At 74.2% G+C, this 21,318-nt stretch carries 11 protein-coding genes; all 11 read right to left on the reverse strand.

Features of this window, described 5'->3' with window-relative positions:
* Position 1 precedes the first annotated feature (1 nt).
* The gene (locus tag ACZ573_RS20755; RefSeq protein ID WP_471306171.1) at positions 2-1,405 is read right to left on the reverse strand and encodes a condensation domain-containing protein; all 1,404 of its coding nucleotides are present in this window, start codon (positions 1,403-1,405) and stop codon (positions 2-4) included.
* Positions 1,405-4,761, reverse strand: coding sequence for a non-ribosomal peptide synthetase (locus tag ACZ573_RS20760; protein WP_471306174.1), 3,357 nt, complete (start codon positions 4,759-4,761; stop codon positions 1,405-1,407). Before ACZ573_RS20760 ends, ACZ573_RS20755 begins: the two co-directional genes overlap by 1 nt.
* The gene (locus ACZ573_RS20765) at positions 4,754-8,836 is read right to left on the reverse strand and encodes a non-ribosomal peptide synthetase (protein ID WP_471306176.1); all 4,083 of its coding nucleotides are present in this window, start codon (positions 8,834-8,836) and stop codon (positions 4,754-4,756) included. Before ACZ573_RS20765 ends, ACZ573_RS20760 begins: the two co-directional genes overlap by 8 nt.
* A 214-nt stretch (positions 8,837-9,050) precedes the next feature.
* Positions 9,051-10,334, reverse strand: a complete 1,284-nt coding sequence (locus tag ACZ573_RS20770; protein ID WP_471306179.1) for an MFS transporter — start codon at positions 10,332-10,334, stop codon at positions 9,051-9,053.
* A gap of 119 nt (positions 10,335-10,453) precedes the next feature.
* Entirely contained in the window at positions 10,454-11,485 is a 1,032-nt protein-coding gene (locus ACZ573_RS20775) for a winged helix DNA-binding domain-containing protein (RefSeq protein WP_471306181.1), read from the reverse strand.
* A 215-nt stretch (positions 11,486-11,700) separates the two neighbouring features.
* Positions 11,701-15,639, reverse strand: coding sequence for an amino acid adenylation domain-containing protein (locus ACZ573_RS20780; RefSeq protein ID WP_471306183.1), 3,939 nt, complete (start codon positions 15,637-15,639; stop codon positions 11,701-11,703).
* 15 nt (positions 15,640-15,654) lie between these two features.
* Positions 15,655-16,869 carry a cytochrome P450 gene (locus tag ACZ573_RS20785; protein WP_471306186.1) on the reverse strand — a complete coding sequence of 405 codons (1,215 nt, stop codon included), beginning with the start codon at positions 16,867-16,869 and terminating at the stop codon, positions 15,655-15,657.
* Position 16,870: 1 nt separating this feature from the next.
* The gene (locus tag ACZ573_RS20790) at positions 16,871-17,140 is read right to left on the reverse strand and encodes an MbtH family protein (protein ID WP_471306188.1); all 270 of its coding nucleotides are present in this window, start codon (positions 17,138-17,140) and stop codon (positions 16,871-16,873) included.
* Entirely contained in the window at positions 17,091-17,870 is a 780-nt protein-coding gene (locus tag ACZ573_RS20795; RefSeq protein ID WP_471306190.1) for a thioesterase II family protein, read from the reverse strand. Before ACZ573_RS20795 ends, ACZ573_RS20790 begins: the two co-directional genes overlap by 50 nt.
* A 3-nt stretch (positions 17,871-17,873) precedes the next feature.
* Complete coding sequence (locus ACZ573_RS20800; RefSeq protein ID WP_471306196.1) at positions 17,874-19,775, reverse strand: non-ribosomal peptide synthetase; 1,902 nt, start codon at positions 19,773-19,775, stop codon at positions 17,874-17,876.
* Entirely contained in the window at positions 19,772-21,283 is a 1,512-nt protein-coding gene (locus ACZ573_RS20805; RefSeq protein WP_471306392.1) for an aldehyde dehydrogenase family protein, read from the reverse strand. Before ACZ573_RS20805 ends, ACZ573_RS20800 begins: the two co-directional genes overlap by 4 nt.
* Between the last annotated feature and the right edge of the window lie 35 nt (positions 21,284-21,318).

Below are 21,318 nucleotides of genomic sequence, written 5' to 3' on the forward strand. Positions count from 1 at the left end.
CCTAGGTGGTGAGCGGGGATGCGGGCGCGGCGACGGCCCGGTCCAGCACGTCCTCGATTCCGGTGAGCAGCCCTCGCACGTCCTCGGGCGTGGCCGCGTGGCGGTTGTACTCGGCGGTGCCGCCGATCGCGCCGTCCCGTTCCACGAGGCCGATGCAGGCGAGGGCGGCGGCCGGGTCGGGGCTGTAGAGCTCCAGGTGCCGGGCGGGGGGTCCGGGCAGCTGGCCGACCTCGATGCCCGGCAGGTCCAGGGGGACCGAGGGGTAGTTGTGGAGGGCGAACAGGACGTTGTACGGCGGGGGCGTTCCGCCGCCGAACAGGACGTCCACGGGCAGGCGTTGGTGGGCGAGGGCTTCGGCCACCGCGGGCCGGGCACGGTGCAGCAGTTCCCGGAAGGTGGGGCCGCCCGCGAGGTCGAGCCGGATCGGTACCACGGTGGTGAACTGCCCGACGGCGCCTTCGAGCGCTCCGGCGAAGCGGCCGGCCGCAGGGGTGCCGATCACCACGGAGGTGCGGCCGTCCCGGCGGGCCAGTACGACGGCCAGCGCGGCGAGCAGGGTCATGAACGGGGTGGCTCCCTCGGCCGCGCCCAGCTCCAGCCCGGCGTCGACCGGCCCGCGGGCGAGCCGTACGGGCAGGTGGCCGCGTTCGAATCCGCCGGGCGCCCGGGGTGCGGGCGGGTCGGCCGCGAAATGCGCCCGGCGGCGGGCGAGTTCGGCGGAGCCGTCGGGTCCGGCGAGCCACCTGTGCTGCCAGTCGGCGTAGTCGGGGAACTGGAGCTCGGGCGGGACCGGCCCGCCCGGGCCCTCGCCCTCGCGGTAGCCGGCGGCCAGGTCCCCGAGGAAGATCCCGGAGGACCAGCCGTCGAAGACCGCGAGGTGGGAGGCGAGGATCAGGACGTGCTCGTCGGGGGCGAGCCGCAGCAGCCGGAACGCGCTGGTGCGGCCGCTCTCCAGGTCGAGGACGGTGGAGGCGCTCTCGGTGCTCTGCAGGGCCACGCGTTCGGCGGCGGCCTGCGGGGTGAAGCCCGAGAGGTCGGCCCGGGTGAGCCGCAGCACCGGTTCCTCGTCCACGTGCAGCCTCGGCTGGCCGGCGGTGGAGACGGTGAGCCGGGTGCGCAGTGCCTCGTGGCGGCGCAGCACCCCGGTGAGGGCCTCGGTGAGCCGCCGCGGGTCGAGCGGGCCGGTCAGCCGCAGGGCATGCGAGCCGGTGGCGACGGCCGGGTGGGTGCGCTCGCGGCGCCAGAGCCGGGACTGGAGGGCTGTCGGGGGGACCGGCCCCGCGCCGGAGCGCGGGGCCGGGTGGGCGGGTACGGGCTGCCGGGCGGCCAGCATCAGGCGGGCGAGTTCGCGCTTCGCCTCGGGGAGCGCGGCGAGCGCTCCTTCGAACCCGGCCGGGTCGGCCATCAGGGACCGTCCGGGTGCTGGAGGGAGCCGAGGAGGGCGGCGGCCTCGTCGTCGCTCATGTTCTCGATCTGCTCGAAGACCGCGAGCAGCCGGTCCTGTTCGCCGGCGGCCTCGGCCTTGGCGGCGCGGACCAGTTCGGCCAGTCCCGCGACGGTCGGCCGGCCGAAGAAGTCGGCGAGGGCGATGTCGATGCCGAAGAGGGCGCGGACCCGGGAGACCACGATGGTGGCCTGCAGGGAGCTGCCGCCGAGGGCGAAGAAGTCGCCCTCCACGTCCGGGTTCTGCCATTCGAGCAGCGGGGTGAGGATGTCCCGGCAGATCTGCTCCTCGACGGCGTCCCGCGGCGGGGTGCCGCCTTCGCCCGACTGCTCGGTGGGCTGGGGCAGTGCGGCGGTGTCGACCTTGCCGTGCGGGGTGAGGGGCAGTTCGTCCAGGACGACGACGACCGGCACCATGTAGCCGGGCAGCCGGCCGGCCGCGTAGGCGCGCAGACCCTCGGCGTCGGCGACCTCCGAGGCGTACGAGCCCACCTGTTCGACGGTGACGTAAGCGGCCAGCATCCGCTCGCCGCCCGCGGCGGGCTGGGCCACCACCACGGCCTGCTGCACGGAGGGATGCCCGGTGAGCACGGCCTCGACCTCGCCGGGCTCGATGCGGTGGCCGCGCACCTTGAGCTGGCGGTCGGTGCGGCCGAGGAAGTCCAGGTTGCCGCCGGGCAGCCAGCGGACCAGGTCGCCGGTGCGGTAGAGGCGGGCGGTCTCGGGGCCGTCCGCGTAGGGGTTGTCGGCGAAGCGGTCGGCGGTGAGGTCGGGGCGGCCCAGGTAGCCGCGGGCGACGCCGGGGCCGGCGACGCAGAGTTCACCGGGTACGCCGGGCGGGACCGGGCGCAGCCGCTCGTCGAGGACGAACGCCTGGTGGCCCGGCATGGGGCGGCCGATCGGCGGGTTGCGGTCGTAGCTGCCGGTGCAGTCCATGAGGGTGACGGCGACGGTCGCCTCGGTGGGGCCGTACCCGTTGACGAACCTGCGCTCCCCCGCGGTCCATTCGGCGACCAGCCGGCCGGGGAAGGCCTCGCCGCCCACCGAGACCAGACGCAGGTCCGGCAGGGCGGCCTGGTCGAGCAACGGCAGGAGGGCGGGCGGGAGTTCCGCGACGGTGACGGCGTCCTCGCGCATCCGCGTCTGGAGCAGGGCCGGGTCGCGGCGCTCGTCGTCGGTGGCGATGACGAGCGAGCCGCCCGCCAGCAGGGTGGTGAAGATCTCGAAGACGGAGACGTCGAAGGTGAGCGGGGCGAACTGCAGGACCCGGTCCTCGGCCCGGATCTCGTAGGCCTTGGCGATGGTGCGGGAGAAGTGGGTGACCGAGCGGTGCTCGATCATGACCCCCTTGGGGGTTCCGCTGCTGCCCGAGGTGTAGAGCACGTAGGCCAGGTCGCCGGGGGTGGCGGTCGGCGCGAGGGAGGGGACCTCCCGGACGGGGGCCGCCGTTCCGGTGGTCACCAGCTCCAGCGGTACGGGCAGCTGCGCGGCCTCGTCGACGAGCGCGTGGCGGACCTTGGCGTCGGCGAGGACCGTACGGGTCCGCTCGGCCGGGGCGGCCGGGTCGACCGGGATGTAGTGGGCGCCCGCCTTGAGCACGCCGAGGACTCCGGCGACGGCGGCCGGGCCGCGGGACACGCACACCGCGACGGGGTCGCCGTGGCGGACGCCGCGGTCGCGCAGCCGGTGGGCGATGGCCTCGGACCAGCGGTCGAGGGCGGCGTAGTCGAGCCGGGTGGAGCCGTGGCGGACGGCGACGGCGTCGGGGTGGATCGTGGCCCGCTCGCGGAACGCGCGGTCCAGGGTGGTGGTCCAGGCGGCCTCGTCGACGGGGCCGCCGCGGGACAGCTCGCGGGCGTGCCGGGAGGCGGCCGGCTCCTCGACCAGGCTGATGTCGCCCACCTGGAGGTCGGGGTTCTCGGCGACCTGCTCCAGGACCTGGCGGAAGGCGGCGAGCAGGGCGCTCGCCGTGCCGTGCCGGTAGAGGGAGGTGTTGTATTCGAGGGAGAGTTCCAGGCCGTCGTTCTCGCCGACCAGGAAGCTCATGTCGAACTTCGCGGCGCCGTCGTGCAGTTGGTCCATGGTGAATTCGACGTCCGCGGCCTGGGCCCGGTGGGTGCCCCAGCGGCCCAGCGAGGTGAACTCGATCTGGAAGAGCGGGTGGCGCAGCGGGTCGCGCACCGGGCGGACGGCCTCGACGACCTGCTCGAAGGGCAGCTCGCTGTTGGTGAAGGAGTCCATGACGGAGGACGCGGTGCGGGTGACCAGCTCGCGGAAGGTGAGCTGGTCGGTGACCTCGGTCCGCAGGGTGATCATCTGGACGAAGCAGCCGATGACCTGCTCCAGGTCGGGGTGCGGCCGGGAGGCGCTCGCCGTGCCGACGACGACGTCCTCGGTGCGGGTCCAGTGCCGCAGCAGCGCGTTGAAGGCGGCGAGCAGGGTGGTGAAGACGGTGGTGCTGTTGGCGTCGGCGAGCTCGGTGAGGCGGTCCAGCAGCTTCTGGTCCAGGGTCAGTTTCAGACCGCGGCCGTCGCCGCGGGTCTCAGGGCCGCGCGGGTGGTCGGGCAGGACCTCGGTGGCGACGGCGCCGGCCAGGATCTGGCGCCACTTGGCCGCGAGCGCCCGGCCGTGCTCGTCGTTCTCCAGCTTGGCCCGCTGCCAGGCCGCGAAGTCGGCGTACTCGACGGCGAGTCCGGGGGCTTCGGGGCGCTTGCCCGCGGCGGCCGCCGCGTAGCTGGAGGTCAGTTCCTCGGTGAAGATCCGGGTCGAGCCCGGGTCCCAGGCGATGTGGTGGACGACCCAGAGCAGGACGTGGCGCTCCGCGGCGAGGCGTACGAGGTGGGCGCGGACGGGCGGGCCGGCGGCCAGGTCGAAGGGGGCGGCGGCGCAGCTCGCGGTGAGCTCGGCGAGTTCGCGGTCCGCGTCCTCGCTGCCCGACAGGTCGGTGCTCTGGACGCCGAGCACGAAGGAGGGGACGGGTTCCTGCCAGGGGACTCCGTCGATCTCGACGAGTTTGCTGTGCAGCACCTGGTGGCGGGCGACGACGGCGTTGAGCGCCTCGTGCAGGGCGGCCCGGTCGAGGGGGCCGCCCAGGCCTATGGCCAGGGCTATGTTGTTGCGGGCCTTGCCGGCGCCGAGCTTGTCGACGAACCACATCTGCTCCTGCTGGAAGGAGGAGCGGGACCGCGGCCCGTGGTCGGTGCGCCGCAGTTCGATGCGGCGGCCCACGCCGGCCGTCATCTGGTTGCGCATCCGTCCCAGCAGCCGGGAGCGCTGTCCCTGGGGCAGACGGCCGAGCCGTTCGGCGAGATCAGACATGGGTTCCTCCGTTGCGGTGCAGGTCGGCGAGGAGAGCGGCGAGCCGGTCGGGCAGGTGCTTGGCGAAGTAGTGGCGGCCCCCGGGGATCACGGCGAGGCGTACGTCGGCCGCGTACCGGCCCCAGGCGCGGTAGCCGTTCTCGTAGCCCTCGGTGGCGTCGTCGGCGTCGCCGATGATGCAGGTGAGCGGGGTGGCCAGGGGGCGGTCGTAGCCGCCCGGGGTGCGGGCGAAGAAGCGGGCGGCCTCGGTCATGTCGTGGCGGACCATCCGCAGGACCGCGGTGAGGTCGCTGTCGTCGAGGACGCCGTCGAAGCCGTCCATGGTGGTCAGGTACGCGACGAGGTCGTCGTCGCCGGAGACGCGTTCCATCTCCAGGGCGTACTCGGGGTCCTCCTCGGGGAGGGCCGCGGCGAGGTCCAGGGCGATCGGGCGCTGCCCCAGCCGTTCCAGTACGTGGGTGGTCTCCAGGGCGGTGACGACCCCGGCGCAGTGGCCGTAGACGGCGTACGGTCCCCGCACGGTGCGGGCGATCTCCTCGGCGGCGAGTTCCGCGAACTCGGGGACCGGGAGCATCGGGCCGGGCCGCAGCGGGTCGTGTCCGGGCGGGGAGACGGCCAGGAGTTCGATGTGCGGCGGGAGCTGGGCCGCGAGGGGCTGGTAGGCGATGGCGTCGCCGCCGCCGTGCGGGAAGCAAACGAGGGTCAGCGTGGTGGTGCCGGCGGGGCGTTCGGGGGTGAGCCGGTGCAGCAGGCTGTGCGCCCGGGTTCCGGCACCGCCGAGTTCGGCGCTGCGGGCGGCGAGTCCGGCCGGGGTCGGGTTGCTGAAGAGGTCGACGACGCGCAGGGCGGCGGCTCCGCCGTCGGGCAGGGCGGTGGCGACGGCGCGGACCGCGCGCACGGCGGCGAAGGAGTCCCCGCCGAGGGCGAAGAAGTCGTCACCGGGGGCCACTTCGGCCACGCCGAGCACCTCGGCCCAGACGGCGGCGATCCGCAGCGCGACGGGGTCACCGTCCGCGGGCGCGGCGGCGGGCCGGTCCGGGGCGGCGGCGGGGAGCGGGCCGGGCAGGGCGCCCCGGTCGACCTTGCCGTTGGGGCTGAGCGGCAGCCCCTCCAGCAGGACCAGTTCGGCGGGGACGCAGTGCGGGGGCAGGACGGCGGCGAGGGCGGTGCGCAGGGCGGCGGTGTCCAGGTCGGCGCCCTCCTCGGGCACCACGTAGCCGACGAGGCGGTCGGAGCCGGCTGCGGAGCGGCGGGCGGCCACGACGGCCTCGCGGACGCCGGGGCGCTCGCGCAGCGCGCTCTCGACCTCGCCGGGCTCGATGCGGAGCCCGTTGAGCTTGATCCGGAAGTCGGTGCGGCCGAGGAGTTCGATGGTGCCGTCGGCGCCGTAGCGGGCCAGGTCGCCGGTCCGGTAGAGGCGTTCGGTGCGGCCGGGTGCCAGCTCGACGTGGACGAACTTCTCCTCGGTGAGCTCGGGCCGGTTCAGGTAGCCGCGGGCCAGTCCGGCACCGCCGAGGTGGAGTTCGCCGGGGACGCCGACGGGGACGAGGCGGTCGTGCGGGTCGAGGATGTAGGTGAGCTGGTTGGCCATGGGCCGCCCGTACGGGAGCTTCGTCCACTCGGGATCGACCCGGCCGACGGGGAACTCGACCGAATGGATCGAGGCTTCGGTCGCTCCGCCGAGCGCCACGAAGGACAGGCCGGGGGCGAAGGCGCGGATCCGGTCGGGCTGGGTGACGGGGATCCAGTCGCCGCCGAGGAACGCGGTGCGCAGCTTCGGCAGTCGGGGCCCGCCGGCGTGTTCGAGCTGGTCGGTCAGGAGGCCGAGGAGGGCGGGGGCGGAGTTCCAGACGGTGACGCCGTGCCGCTCGACGAGGTCGGCCCAGTGCGCCGGGTCCTTGGCGGCGGCCGGGTCGGGCAGGACGAGCGTGCCGCCCGCGGCCAGGATGCCGAGGGTCTCGTAGACGCTCATGTCGAAGCTGGGCGAGGACAGGGCGAGGACCGAGTCGCCGGGCCCGATGCCGTACGAGCGGTTGAGGTCGAGGATGTTGTTGACGACGCCCCGGTGTTCCAGGGCGATGCCCTTGGGGGTACCGGTGGAGCCCGAGGTGAAGATCACGTAGGCCAGGTCCCGGGAGGTGACGGGGACGGCCGGCCGGGTGGCGGGCAGCTCGGCGAGCGCGGCCCGGTCGGTGTCGAGGAGCACCTGCGCGGTGCCGTCGGGGACGGGCAGCCGGCCGATCAGCTCCGCGTCGCAGACGACGATGGGCGGCGCGGAGTCCCGCAGCAGCAGGGCCAGGCGCTCGGCCGGGTAGTCCGGGTCGAGGGGGACGTAGGCCCCGCCGGCCTTGAGGACGGCGAGGATCGCGGTGACCAGTCCGGGGCCGCGGCGCAGGCACAGGGCCACGGTCCGGTCGGGGCCCGCCCCGGCTTCGACGAGCCGGTGCGCGAGCCGGTTGGCGCGCTCCTCCAGCTCCCGGTAGGTGACGCTCCAGCCGCCGAGTCCGCCGAGGATCACGGCGGGCGCGTCGGGCCGCCGGTCGGCGTGCTGCTCGAACAGCTCGTGCAGGCAGGCGTCCTGGGGGAAGGGGGCGCGGGTGGCGTTCCAGTCGTCCAGGGCGGCCCGGCGCTCGGCGTCGGTGAGCAGCGGCAGGGCGGACAGCGGGGCGTCGGGGCGGTCGAGCGCCCCTTCGAGGGTGGTGAGGAAGTGGCCGAGCAGCCGGTCCACGGTCACGGCGTCGAACAGGGCGGTGGGGTATTCCACGAGGGCGCGGACGGCGGTGCCGGTGTCGTGGACGCTGATCATGAGGTCGTACTTGGTGGCGTGCGAGGAGAAGTCGATGGGCTCGGTGGTGACGCCCGCGAGGCCCGGGGCGGTGTCCGGGGTCTCGTCGAGGAGGAACATCACGGAGGTGAGCGGCGGCCTGCTGGGGTCGCGGGGCAGTCCGAGGGCGTCGACGATCAGGTCGAAGGGCAGTTCCTGGTGCGCGTACGCCTGGAGGGTGGTGTGGCGGGTGGCGCGGACCAGTTCGGCGAAGCCGGGGTCGCCGCCGGTTCTGATGCGCAGCGGCAGAGTGTTGACGAAGAAGCCGATGAGCTCGCCGAAGGCCGGGTGGTCGCGGCCGGAGACCGAGGTGCCGACGACGATGTCCTCCTGGCCGGTCCAGCGGCGCAGGGTGGCGGCGAAGCCGGCCAGCATCGTCATGTAGAGGGTGGCGCCCTCGGACTTGCCGAACTCCCGCAGCCGGGCGATGAGCCGGGGCGGGAGGTCGATGTAGCGGGAGGCGCCGGCGTGGCCGAAGACGGGCGGTCTGGGCCGGTCGGTGGGCAGGTCCACCGGGGTGGCTCCGCCGAGCTCCTCGCGCCAGAAGGAGGTGAGGTTCTCCAGCCGGTCCCCGCTGACGCGGCGGCGCTGCCAGGTGGCGAAGTCGGCGTACTGGAGGGCGAGCGGGGCCGCTGCCTCGGCGGGCGCCCCGGTGCGGGCGGCGTAGGCGCGCTCCAGTTCGGTGTAGAGGACCCGCATGGACCAGCCGTCGGTGACGATGTGGTGCAGGTTGAGGACGAGGACGTGGTCCTCGGGGCCGATCCGGCCGAGCCGGGCCCGCAGCGGGACGGCGCCGGCCAGGTCGAAGGGGGCGCCCGCGTCGGCGTCGTAGAAGGGCCGGGCCGCCTCCTCGTCGGGCAGTTCGGTCAGCGGCAGGGGCAGCCGGTAGCCGTCCACCACGCGGGGGACGGCCTCGGTGGCGCCCTCCTGGTAGGTGTAGACGGTCCGCAGCACCTCGTGGCGGTCCACGATGTCCTGGAGCGCCGCGTGCAGGGCGGGGACGTCGAGCGGGCCGCGGATGCGGGTGGCGACCGGCACGTTGTAGGCGGGGCTGCCGGGCTGCAGCTGGTCGATGAACCAGAGGCGGCGCTGTGCGAAGGAGAGCACGGGCGCTTCGGCGGGGTCGCGGGGTGCCGGCTCAGGGTCCTCGCGTACGGCGGCGCGCCCGCCGCCTCGGCCGGTCAGGGCCTGGAACAGTGCCCGGCGGGACTTGGGCAGTGCGGCTATGCGTTCGGCGAGGGACTCGCTCACCTTGAGCCTCCGTGCGTCTTCGGGAGTCGGGAGAGGGATACGGCGAGGTGGCGCCGCGGGGTGCGCGGCGCGGACGTGCAGGGTGCCAGCTGTTCGGCCCCGCCGGGCGTTTGAGGCGCGGGGTCCGGGGCGGAGCCCCGGCGGCGGCCCTGCACCCGCGTGCTGGGAGCGGATGCCGATCGACGTGGCACCCGCTCCCGATGGCCTGGACCGGTCAGGCGGTGATCTTGGAGGCCTCGCCGGCTTCGGCGGCCTCGGCGGGCTGCTCGGCGGCGCCGCCGCCCGGCATTTCCTTGATCTTGGCCACCGGACCGGTCAGCAGGGTCAGACCTCCGACGATGGTCACGGTGCCGGCGACCGCGAGACCTGCGGTGAGGCCGACGCCTTCGCCGAGGGCGCCGCCCGCGAAGTAGCCCAGCGACAGGGCGCCGTAGACCGCGGAGAGGGCGGTGCCGCTGACGCGGCCCATCTGCTCGTTCGGGGTGACACCCTGCACGAGGCTGAGGACGTGGATGTCGAACATCGGGGAGACGAAGCCGATGACGGCCTGGACCACGATCAGTCCGACGAAGCCGCCGATCGCGCCGCCCGTCGGAACCAGGATGTAGCCGGCGCCGAGCACGACCGCGGTGATGACCAGGAGGCGGCCCACCGAGAGGCTCTTGGAGACCACCTCGGAGAGCACCGCGCCGACGATGACGAAGACCGACATGACGGCGAAGGCGACACCGACCTGGCCGGGGCTCAGGTCCAGGACCTTGTACGCGTAGACGATCAGCAGGGCGTCGCCCATCGCGGCACCGAGGTTGACCACGACGTTGGCGGTGAACAGGCCGCGCAGGACCGGGTTGCCGAAGAGGGTCTTCATGCCCTCCTTCATCTCCGCCTTCGCGGAGGCCTTGCGCTCCTCGGTCCGCTCGCGGGTGTCCCGGTGGCGGATGACGAGGAGGGCGATCAGCGAGACGAGGAAGGTGAAGGCGTCGGCGGTGACGGCGCGTGCGGCGCCGAGCAGCTGGATGAGGGCGCCGCCGGCGCCGGCCCCGACCGCTTCCGCGACGCTCCGGCTGATCTGCAGTTTGGTATTGCCCTCGATGAGGTTCTCGGTACCGATGAGCTGGGGCAGCCAGGACTGGTACGAGACCTCGAAGAAGGTGGTGAGGCAGCCGGTGATGGCGGCCACGATGTAGATGTGCGCCATGCTGACGGAGTCGAGGGCGAATGCGAGCGGAATCGTGCCGAGGGCCAGGAACCGGCCCAGGTCGGCGACGATCATCACCGTGCGCCGCGAGACCCGGTCGGCCACCAGCCCGGCGATCGGGGCGAGCAGCAGGAAGGGGAGGAAACGCAGCGCGCCCAGCACGCCGACCTCCAGGGCCCCGCCGTCCAGGACCACGACCGCGAGGGTCGGAAGGGCCAGGAGGGAGATCTTGTCGCCGAAGTTGCTGACGGTCTGCCCGAACCACAGGCGATTGAAATCGGAATGCCGACCGAGTGCCATGTCGACGCCCTTTTCTGATTGGGTACGGAATTGTCGGACGGCACTGACGCTATGGTCCGGGAGTTAGACCCCGGTTATGGATTCCGGGACTATAGACCGCTTGTAGACATGCGATGAGTTCAGCTGGAGAACCGTGCGATGTCGGCGCTCTCGCGGGCGATTCCGGCCGCCACGGCGGGGGTGTGGGGCTCGGCCCCGGGGAAGGGTTCGACCGTCACCGGCGCCCCGCGGCGGCCTCCGGACCAGGTGCCGACGGCGAGGCCGTCGACCAGCACGGTGGCGCGGATCTGCCCGCCGCCGGGCCACACCCGGCGTTCGTGTGCGGCGGGTACGGACAGGTCCCGGCTGCGGTAGCCGACGAGGTAGTTGTCGTAGGCCGGCAGCAGGCGCACGTCGGGCTCGCCCGGGGTGGGCACCGGCTCGGGCCCGGTTTCCCGTACGGCGGCCCACGCGTTCTTGCCCGTGGTGGCCTTGAGACCCGACCAGTGGACGAAGTCCAGGGCGTCGGAGGGGCCGTACGCCGCGCGGTAGCGGCGCGCGAGTTCGCGTTCGGCAGCGGCTGCGGTGAAGGGCAGGGGTCCGGTGACGGGCAGCCAGTCGTCGAGGAGGACGAAGGTGGCCTCGCCGCCCCGCTGCGGTCCGTGGCAGATGCGGCCGTTCAGGGCGGCCCGGCGGATCAGGTGGAAGGCGGACTGCCCCTTCGGCTCCACCCCGAGGGTGGTGAGCCGGTCGGTGAGCTGGGCGCGGGTCAACGGCCCCTCGCCGTCGATCGCTTCGGTGATGAGGCGTTCCGAGCGCGCGCACAGGGACTCGTCGAGGCCCAGTTCGCGCAGCCGCCGGGCGGCGAGCGCGAGGTAGACGGGCCCGAAGAGGGCCAGCAGCCAGCGGGCGTCGGCGGCCGGCACCAGCTGGAGGGTGCCGCGCATGAACCAGCCACGGACGACGCTGCGTTCGGTGTCGGTGGCCCGGCGCACCGCGTCCCGGGTCAGCCCGCGGGCCCGTACCCGGAGCCCGAGCTCCGCCGCGGGAAGGTCCTGCGCCTGGACGGCGAGCACCCGGTCGAGGACGGCGGCGACCGATTCCTCCCGGACCTCGCCCCCGATCGCCTGTGCGCGCGCCCTGAGCAGCCGGTCGGTCGTACGTCGTTCCACGTGTCCAGTCTTTCAGCCGAGCGGCCGTGGCCGCATCTTCTTCCTCTCCTTCCTCGCGGGGAGGACCGCCGCGGCTCCGAACGACGCCGAGGCCCTGCGCCGGGCGGCGTGGGCCGTACCCGCAAAGTAGCGCCGGCCGCCCGGAGGACAGGCGGGACTTTGCGGACACGGCCCAGGAGCCGCCCGGCGCAGAGCCGGGCCGGAGCGTACGGCCGTCAGCGCTTGCGGCGCAGCACCGCGTAGTAGCCGGGCAGCCGCAGCGCGTCGGAGTCGGACCGGGGGTCGATCGCGTGCAGTTCGATCGCCTCGTCCTCGACGACCTCCCACGCGTCCGCGCCGAACGCCTCGGCCAGTTCGGGCCGGGTGAAGCGGTGCGAGTGCCGGACACCGGCCGCCTCCAGCGGGCCGACCAGGTCCTCCGCGCGGCCGCGCTTGCCGCCGACGAAGCCGAGGTAGCCGAAGGAGTTGCTGGAGTAGTCGGGCTCGTGCACGATCAGCGTGCCCTCGGCGCCCAGCAGCCGGCCGGCGACGGCGGCGAGCCGGGCCCGGGCCTCGCTGTCCAGGACGTGGAAGACACCGCGGACGAAGATGTTGTACGGCCCCTCCCCCAGGACCGCGGCCTGCTCGGCGTCGGTCATGTCGATCGCCAGGTAGTCGACGTTCGGCACGCCCTCGGCCTCGCGCTTGGCGTGGTCGATCGCGCTGACCGATACGTCGACGCCGATGACGGAAGGGTGGTGCGGGGCGAGTTCGCGGCTGTAGCGGCCGTTGCCGCAGCCCAGGTCGATGACCGGCAGGTCGCTGCGGAAGTGGCGCTGCGCCTGGTCCAGCAGCCACTGGAACTCCTCGCCGCTGTCGGCGTCCCAGATGACGTCGCCGCCGCGTCCGGTGCGCCGGATCCCGGCCCAGTACCGCTCCCAGGCGTCGCCGGTGTCGCGCTCCTCGGTCTTGCCGGGGGCGGCGCCGTCCTCACCGGGCGGCGGGGAGTGGCGCTCCCAGATCTCGTCCTCGGCGAGGGCCTCCAGCAGGGAGGTGAACTCCTCGAACATGGCGTCGATGAGTCCGTCGGGGTAGACGGCGGGCAGGAAGTCCCAGTTGAAGGTGAGGCCGTCGGGCTTCTCGAAGACCTGGAAGTCGAGGGAGACCTGCGGGGTCTGGGAGATGCCGTAGACCGGGGCGCCCAGCTCGGTCTCCTCGTACTGCGGCGGGTGGCCGGCCAGGCTGGTCATCACGACGGGCATGGCCGGGGCGAGGGAGCCGCGCAGCTTGGTCAGCTCGCGCAGCACCTGCACCCCGCTGAAGTAGCGGTGCTCCAGGTCGGCCCAGAGCCGGCGCTGGACGGCCTGGGCCCGTCCGGCGAAGGTGCTCTCCGTCTGCTCGACGGCCAGCAGCAGGGTGGTCGTGGTGTCCGCGAGCAGCGAGTTGACCTGCGGGTGCAGCGGAAGGCGGTTGAACAGCGGGAAGTTGATGGTGAAGCGGGCCTGACCGGCGGCCCTGCCGAGGATCTCGGCGTAGGCGGCGGCCAGCACCCCGGAGGGGGTCACCTCGCGGGCGTGCGCGCGCTCCTGGATCCGGCTCCACCGCTCCGGGGCGACGACGTGGCTGCGGCGCTCGAAGCGGACCGGCAGCTCGGGGGCGTCGGCCGGGCGCGTGGGCAGTCCGGGGGCGGGCGGGAGGGTGGCGAGGCGGTCGCGCCAGTACCACTCGGAGCGGCGGTAGAGCTCGCTGTCGCGCAGCGAGTTCCCGACGGCGAGGACGTAGTCGCGGAAGGTCAGCTCCAGCGGGGCGAGTTCCGCGCCGGGTTCCACGTAGTAGGTGACCAGGTCCGGGATGAGGACCTGGAAGTAGCTCCAGGCGTCGGCGACGAGGAAGTCCAGGCAGAGGTGGATCCGGGCACGGCCGCCGCCGAGCAGGCTGATCCGTACGTCGAACAGCGGCCAGGCGTCGGCGTCGAGGACCTGGTGGGAGAGCCGCTCGCGCAGCGCGGCCAGCTCGGCCCGGCGGGACTCCTCGTCGAGGCCGCCGAAGTCGGTGACGGGGATCTCGTACGCCGGGATCTCCTCGAAGACCTGCTGGGTGCCGTCGGGCAGGACGCGGGTGCGCAGTGCGTCGTGGCGTTCGACGAGCCGGCGCCAGGCGCCCTCGAAGCGCGCCACGTCGAGCTGCTCGCTCTCCCACTCGAAGTAGCCGTGGCAGCCGACGTTGCCCAGTTCCACGAGCCCGCCGCGGCCGATCCACAGGGCCTGCTGGCTCTCGGTGAGCGGGAAGGGCTCGAAGCGGGCGGCGGGGTCCGGGACGATCGCGGGAAGACCGCCGAAGGAGCCGCGGCCGCCCGTTCGTTCGGTGGTGACGAGGGTGGCGAGCTCGGCGACGGTGGGGCAGGTGGAGAGGTCGGAGAGGCTGAGCTCGACGCCGTAGCGGCGGCGGATCTCGTCGATCAGCTGGAAGGCGAGCAGCGAATGCCCGCCCAGCTCGAAGAAGTTGTCGTGGATGCCGACGCCGTCGGTGCGGAACGCCTCGGCCCACAGCCGGCTGAGCCCGTCCTCGACCTCGTTGCGGGGGGCCTCGTAGCCGGTGCCGACCGCGTCGCGGCCCTCCGGGGGCTCGGGCAGGCTGCGCCGGTCGACCTTGCCGTTGGGCAGGCGCGGGAGGGCGGGCAGCACGACGACGGTGGCGGGGACCATGTAGTAGGGCAGGGTGCGGGCGACATCGGCGCGCACGGCGGCGGAGTCCGGTTCGGCCGCGCCGGCCGGGGACACGTAGGCGATGAGCCGCTTGTCCCCGGGACCGCGCTCCTGGGTGACGACGACGGCCTCGGCGATGTCGTCGAGGCGGGCGATGTGCGTCTCGACCTCGCCGAGCTCCACGCGGAAGCCGCGGATCTTCACCTGGGAGTCGGAGCGGCCGAGGAGTTCGACGGCGCCGTCCTCGCGGCGGCGGGCGAGGTCGCCGGTGTCGTAGAGCACCGGGTGCGGGTCGCCGGGGAGGAAGTTGGGGTGGAACTTCGCGGCGGTGAGTTCGGGGCGGCCGTGGTAGCCGGCCGCGACCCCGGCGCCGGAGACGTGCAGCCGGCCGACCTCGCCCTCGGCCACCGGGCTGCCGTCCTCGTCCAGGAGGTGGACGCGGAGGTTGGCGATGGGCACGCCGACCGGGACCTGGCGGCTGGCGCGGACCTCCTCGGAGGTGGCCTGGCTGGTGAAGTCGATGCCGGCCCCGAGGTCGAGGCAGGACAGGACGTTGGTGGTCTCGGTGGTGCCGTAGGTCATCACGACCCGGAACGGGGTGTCGGCCGGCGGCCAGCTGTGGACGCGCTCGGCGGTGGTCACCAGGATCCGCAGCGCGGTGTCCCCGGGCCAGTCCAGGCCCCAGGCGGGCTCGGCCAGGGCGGCCACCAGCATGGTGTGGGTGATGCCCTCGCCGACGAGCCAGTCGCGGATCTGCTCGGGGGTCTGTGCCTGCCCGGCCTCGGGGATGTGGATCGCCGCGCCCGCGGGCAGGTAGGCGAGCCACTCCATGATCTGGACGGCGAAGCCGGGGGTGGACATCCAGGAGGCGCGGTCGCCGGGCCGGACCCCGTAGGCGCGGGTGGTCCAGTGCACGAGGTTGGTGAGCGCACCGTGCCGTTCCAGGACGGCCTTGGGGGTGCCGGTGGAGCCGGAGGTGTAGATGAGGTGGCTGACGGTGTCGGGGCCGGTCACGACGGCGGGCGCGGTGTCCGGGAGGTCCTGTCCGGCGGTGGCGACCTCGGCCTGCGGCACGTCCTGCGGTATCCGGCGGCCGAGGCCGGCCGGGGTGAGGACGAGCAGCGGGGCGGCGTCGGCGATCATCGCGGCGAGCCGGTCGTCGGGGTTGACCGGGTCGAGGGCGACGATCGCGGCGCCCGTCTTGAGGATGGCGAGGGAGCCGATGACGTACTCGGCGCTACGGGGGTAGCAGAGGCCGATCCGGGTCCCGGCGGCGGCTCCGCGGGCGATCAGCGCGTGCGCCAGCCGGTTGGTGGCGGCCTCCAGTTCGGCGTAGGTCCAGCTGCGGCCGCCCTGCGCGAGGGCGGTGGCCCGGGGGGTGCGAGCGGCCTGTTCGGCGAGGAGCTGCGGATACCCCGTGGCGGGGAAGGCGGCGTCCGAACGGTTGAAGTCGACGAGTGCGGTGGTCACAGTGCGGGCCCTTTCTTACTTCGCGAAGGCTCGGCTGCGCAGCAGCCGCACGGGGAGACTGTTGATCCCCCAGGTGAAGTTGGAGGAGTTGAAGGTGACGGGTCCGGCCAGTTCGAAGCCGTCCAGCACGCCGAGCATCTCGGTGAGCAGGGCGCCGAGTTCGAAGCGGGCGAGCCGCGCGCCGAGGCACAGGTGGCGGCCGTGCCCGAAGGCGACGTGCCGGTTGGGGCGGCGGTCGACCCGGAAGGCGTGCGGGTCGGCGAAGACGTCCTCGTCGCGGTTGGCCGAGACGTTCCACAGCGTCACCCGGGCGCCCTCGGCCACCGGGATCCCGTTGATCTCGGTGTCGCGTACGGCGGTGCGCAGGGCGTGCACCCCGGGGGTGGTCCAGCGCAGGATCTCCTCGACGGCCGGGGCGATGCCGCCCTGGCCGAGGCCGCGCAGCAGCCGCCACTGGTCGGGGTGTTCGGCGAACATGTGGACCGCGCCGGCCGCCGAGTAGCGGGTGGTCTCGTTGGCCCCGGAGAGGACCCCGTTGAGGTTGAAGACGATCTCGTGGTCGCTGAGCGGGCGTTCGGTGCCGTCGCCCTCGTCCACGAGGGTGTCGTGGGCGATCTGGCTGACCAGGTCGTCGCCGGGGCGGACCCGGCGTTCGGCGAGCAGCTCGATGAAATAGAGGAAGATCTCCGAGTGCGCGTTGGTGCGTACCTCGTCGTCCGGGGAGTCGAAGGCGTCGGTGGTCAGTGCCCCGATCCAGGCCCAGTCGGCGCGCGGGATGCCCATCATGGCGCAAACGACCCGGTTGGGCAGTTGCTTGGCGAGGTCGATGAAGTCCAGTTCGTCGCGTTCGGCGGCCTCGGTCACCAGCTCGCCGACCACCTTCTCGACCATCGCCTCCAGGCGCGGCATCTGCTGCGGTCCGAAGGCCTGGTGGAGGGCCCGCTTGAGCCGGGTGTGGTGGGGGACGTCGGAGACGATGAGCATGCGCTGGGCGACGGCGGCGACGGCCGCCGGGTCGCTGCCCAGCCGCATCCCGCGGGCCGAGCTGAAGGTGTCGCTGTCGGCGTACACCTTCATGATGTCGCGGTGCCGGCTCAGCACCCAGAAGCCGCCGTCGTCGCTGCCGGGCTCGGGGTGCCAGTGGACGGGCGAGTGGGCGCGCAGCCAGGTGAAGGTCGGCCAGAAGTCGTTGCGGCCGAAGGGGCCCGGGTCGAGCAGGTCGATCTCCATCTCAGGCTCCTCGCAGGCTGAGCGGGCGGGTGTCGGGCCATCGGGCGTCCACGAAGCCGGCGCATTCGTCCTCGGTGCCGTCGAACCCGGCCGGCGTCCAGCCGTCGGGGGTCTCACGTGTGGCGGGGTACAGCGCGTACTGCCCCTCGTGGTTCACGAGGACCTGGTGGGTGGTGGGCACGGTGTCCTCCGGACTCGGGCGGGTGGGGACGGCCGGGCGCTCAGGCGCCGGTCGCGGTCGCGGTGGGGGCGGGGGCCGGGGCCGGCGCATCGGCGCCCTCAGCCCGCAGCAGGGTGGTCAGGTGGTCCAGTACGGGCCGCGGGCGGCGCAGTACGGCGTGGTGGCCGCCCGCGGCGGTGTGCCGGGTGAAGGCGGCGGTGGTGATCTCGGCCCAGCCGTCCAGGTCGGCGGAGCTGACGGTCTCGTCGCCGTCGGCCCCCCAGGCGTGGACGGGCACGCCGAGGCGGACGCCCGGCTTGTGGACGTAGCTCAGGGACAGCTGGGCGTCCTTGCGGAGCATGGCGACCATCAGGGCGCGGGTGTCCTCGTCGAGCAGTTCTGGGTCGAGGCCGGCCGTGTCGAAGAGCTTGTCCAGCTCCTCGCCGTCGTCGACGATGCCGCGGCCGGCGCCGTCCCAGTGGCCGGGGGCCCGGCAGCCGCTGACCACCAGGGTCCGCGGGGCGACCCGGCGGGAGACCTCGTAGCCGAGGAGGCCGCCGAAGCTGTGGCCGAAGACGATCAGCGGCCGGCCGGTGGCAAGGATGTCCCGCAGTTCCGCGGCGATGGCCTCGACGGCCTCGTCGAAGGTGTCCGGCATCGGGTCCCGCCAGCGGTTCTCCCGGCCCGGCAGCTGTACTCCGTACACCTGGGCGGTGCCGACCAGTTCGGGCTGCCAGGAGCGGAACTGCTGGCAGCCGGCCCCGGCGGGGGGCAGGCACAGCAGCACGGGCAGGGTCCGGTCGGCGGGGTCGTCCGTCCAGGTGGAGATCCAGGCGCCCATGGCTCAGCCCCCTTCGGCGGGTGCGTCGGCCGGGGCGGCGGAGGCCTCCCGCTCGGCGGAGAGCCGGTCGAGTTCGGCGGCGAAGTGCCGGGCCGTCGGCTCGGCCAGCAGCGCGCCGAGGCCGACGCGCAGTCCGGTGACGCGGCGCAGTTCCGACACCGCGCGGGCGGCGGCCAGGGAGTGGCCGCCCAGCTCGAAGAAGTCCGCGTCGGGGCCGGGGATCTCGGTGGCGAGCACGTCGGCCCAGACGGCCATCACGATGCGCTCGCTCGTGGTCGGGCCGGCGCCCGGGGTCATCACCGGTGCGCCGGGCGTCCGTTCCGGCGCCGTCAGGGCCGTGGCCAGCGCCTCGCGGTCGGCCTTTCCGGTGCTGAGGGTCGGGATCCGGTCGAGCACCCGTACGGTGCTGGGCACCGCAGCGGCGGGCAGCTGCTTGCGGCAGCGTTCCACGACCAGGCCGGCGAGGCCCGCCGGGTCGGCGCCGGGGGCCGCGACCACGGCGAGGCCGAGGGTCTGCCCCGAGGCGAGCGGGCAGCAGGCGGCGGCGACGACCTCGGGGAGTTCGGCGGCGATCCGCTCCACCTCGCCCAGTTCGATGCGGTGGCCGCGGATCTTCACCTGGTCGTCGCGGCGGCCCCGGTACTCCAGTTCGCCGCCGGGCCGGCGGATCACCACGTCGCCGGTGCGGTACATGCGGGTGCCGCCGCCCTGGAAGGGATCGGGCAGGAAGCGGCTCGCGGTGAGCCCGGGGCGGCCCCGGTAGCCGCGCGCCACGGCGGGGCCGCCGAGGTAGAGCTCGCCCTCGGTGCCGGCGGGCACCGGGCGGAGCTCCTCGTCCAGGACGTACGCCCGGTAGCCGGGCAGCGGTCGTCCGATGGTGGTCACGTCGTCCCCTCGTCGGCTGTCGGCCCAGGTCGCGGCGATGGTCACCTCCGTCGGTCCGTACACGTTGAGCAGCCGGCGGCCGTGGGCGAACCGCTCGGCCAGGGCGGCCGGGCAGGCCTCCCCGGCGACCACGACCACCTCTGCGGTGTCGATCCCGGCGCCGTGGGCGGCGAGCAGCGACGGGGTGAGGGAGACGGTGCGCAGGCCGGCGGGCAGGGGTTCGCGGCCCTCGGCGGCGGCCTGGCGCAGGCCGTCCAGGGAGAGGTCGGTGAGGGCGACCCCCTGACCGTGCGTCAGGTAGAGCAGGGTGCACCAGAGCCAGCCGTCGAAGGCGGGCGAGACGGCGTTGAGGCCGAGGCCGCCGGGGGGCAGGCCGAGGGTGGCGAGGGCGTCGACGAAGGTGTCCAGGCCCCGGTAGGTGACCTCGACCCCTTTGGGGCGGCCGGTGGTTCCGGAGGTGTAGACGAGGTACGCGCAGCTGTCGGGGGCGGGTACGGACACGGCGAGCGCGCCGGGGGCGCTGCGGCGGACGTCGGCGGGGGCGAGCAGGGCGATCCCGCCGGGCTCCAGGCCGGTGGGTACCTCGGGAGCGACCAGGACGGCGGCCCCGGCGTCGCGCAGGACGCGGCCGAGGCGCTCGACGGGATGCGCGGGATCCAGGGGGACGGCGGTCCCGCCGAGGCTCCAGACGGCGAGCAGGGCGGGCACGCTCTCCCGGGACCGACCGAGCAGCAGCCCGACGGAGGTCTCCGGTCCGACTCCGGCCCCGGCGAGCGCGGTGGCGTACCGGGCGGTGCGGGCGGTGAGCGCCGCGTAGGTGAGGGTGCCGTCGAAGGCCTTGACGGCGGTCTCGTTCGGCTGTTCGCGGGTCCACCGCTCCAGGCGGGCGAACAGCGGCGGGAGTGCCCCGTCGGCCCGTCCGGCGGGGCCCGGTAGGGCCCGTGCCGCCCGGGGCGGTGCGTCGTCGGCCGGTACGCCCGGGGCGGCGGCCCCGGCGGACTCGGCGTGCCGGTCGGTCATCCGTCGTTCCTCTCGGTGTCCGCCGGGCGGGTGGCCGCGGTGGCCCGCAGGCGCGGGCCGACCACCTGGCCTCCCGTGCCCTGCGGGAGCTGCATCGACTTGGTCTCCAGGAAGGCCTCCAGCCCGGCGGCGCCGCATTCGCGCCCGATCCCGGACTGCTTGAACCCGCCGAACGGGGCGGCCGGGTTGAACTGGCCGCCGTTCACGTCGACCAGGCCGGAGCGGAAGCGCCGGGCGATCCGTTCGGCGCGGGCGCCGTCGCCGGACCAGACCGCGCCGTGCAGCCCGTAGCGGGTCCCGTTGACGATCCGGACCGCCTGGTCCTCGTCGTCGTAGGGGATGACCGAGAGCACCGGCCCGAAGATCTCCTCCTGGCCGATCGTGCTCAGCGGGTCCACGTCGGCGAAGATCGTCGGCTGGACGTAGTAGCCGGTGTCCAGGCTGGCGGGCCGGTCGGGGCCGCCGCGGACCAGCCGGCCGGCGCCGTCGTCGATGCCGCGCCGGATGTGGCCGGTGACGCGGGCGTGCGCGGCGGCGGAGACCAGGGGGCCGAGGTCGGTCGCGGGGTCGCGCGGGTCGCCGGTCACGTACCCGGCCATGGCCTCGCCGGCGAGCTGTACGGCCTCGTCCTGGCGGTCCCTCGGTACCAGCAGCCGGCTCCACTGCAGGCAGGTCTGGCCCGTGTTGAAGAGCATCTGGTCGACGGTGGCGGCCACGGACGCGGCCAGGTCGGCGTCGTCGAGGACGAGGCTCGCGTTCTTCCCGCCGAGTTCGAGGTGGACGCGCTTGACGGTGTCGGCGCCGAGCGCGGAGACCTCGCGGCCGGCCCGGGTGGAACCGGTCAGGGAGACCACGTCGATCAGCGGGTGGGTGACGAGCGCGGTGCCGACGGCGGCGCCGGTGCCGACGACCATGTTGAAGACGCCGGGCGGCAGATCGGCCTCGGCGATCGCCTCGGCGAGCAGCCGGGCGTGCAGCGGGGTGATCTCGCTCGGCTTGTGCACGACCGTGCAGCCGGCCGCGAGCGCGGGGAGGATCTTCTGCACGGTGAGCAGCAGCGGGGTGTTCCACGGGGTGATGCACGCGGCCACCCCGGCGGCCTCGCGCACGACGAGCGAATGGCCGACGCGCTCCTCGAAGGCGTAGGAGGCGGCGGTCTCGACACAGTGCGCCGCCATGCCGAGGGAGAGCCCGACATGGGTCTGGCGGGCCATCCGGGCGGGCGCCCCGACCTCGGCGGTGATGGTCTCGGCGAAGCGTTCGGCGCGGACCTCCATGGCCTGGACGACCCGGCGGAGCAGGGCCGTACGTTCGCGCACCGGGGTGGCGGCCCAGCGCGGGAAGGCGGCCGCCGCGGCGCGCGCGGCGAGGTCGGCGTCCCGGGCGGTGCCCGCGGGCACGGTGGCCAGGGCGCGCTCGGTGGCGGGGTCGGTGACGACCAGGCGGCCGTCGGCGTCGGAGGCGACCCAGGCGCCGCCGATCCACTGGTCGGTGTAACGGGGCGGCAGGGGGGCCGCGTCGGGCTCGGCCCCGGCGGGTCTGG

This window comes from Streptomyces sp. NPDC040545 (genome assembly GCF_055595065.1).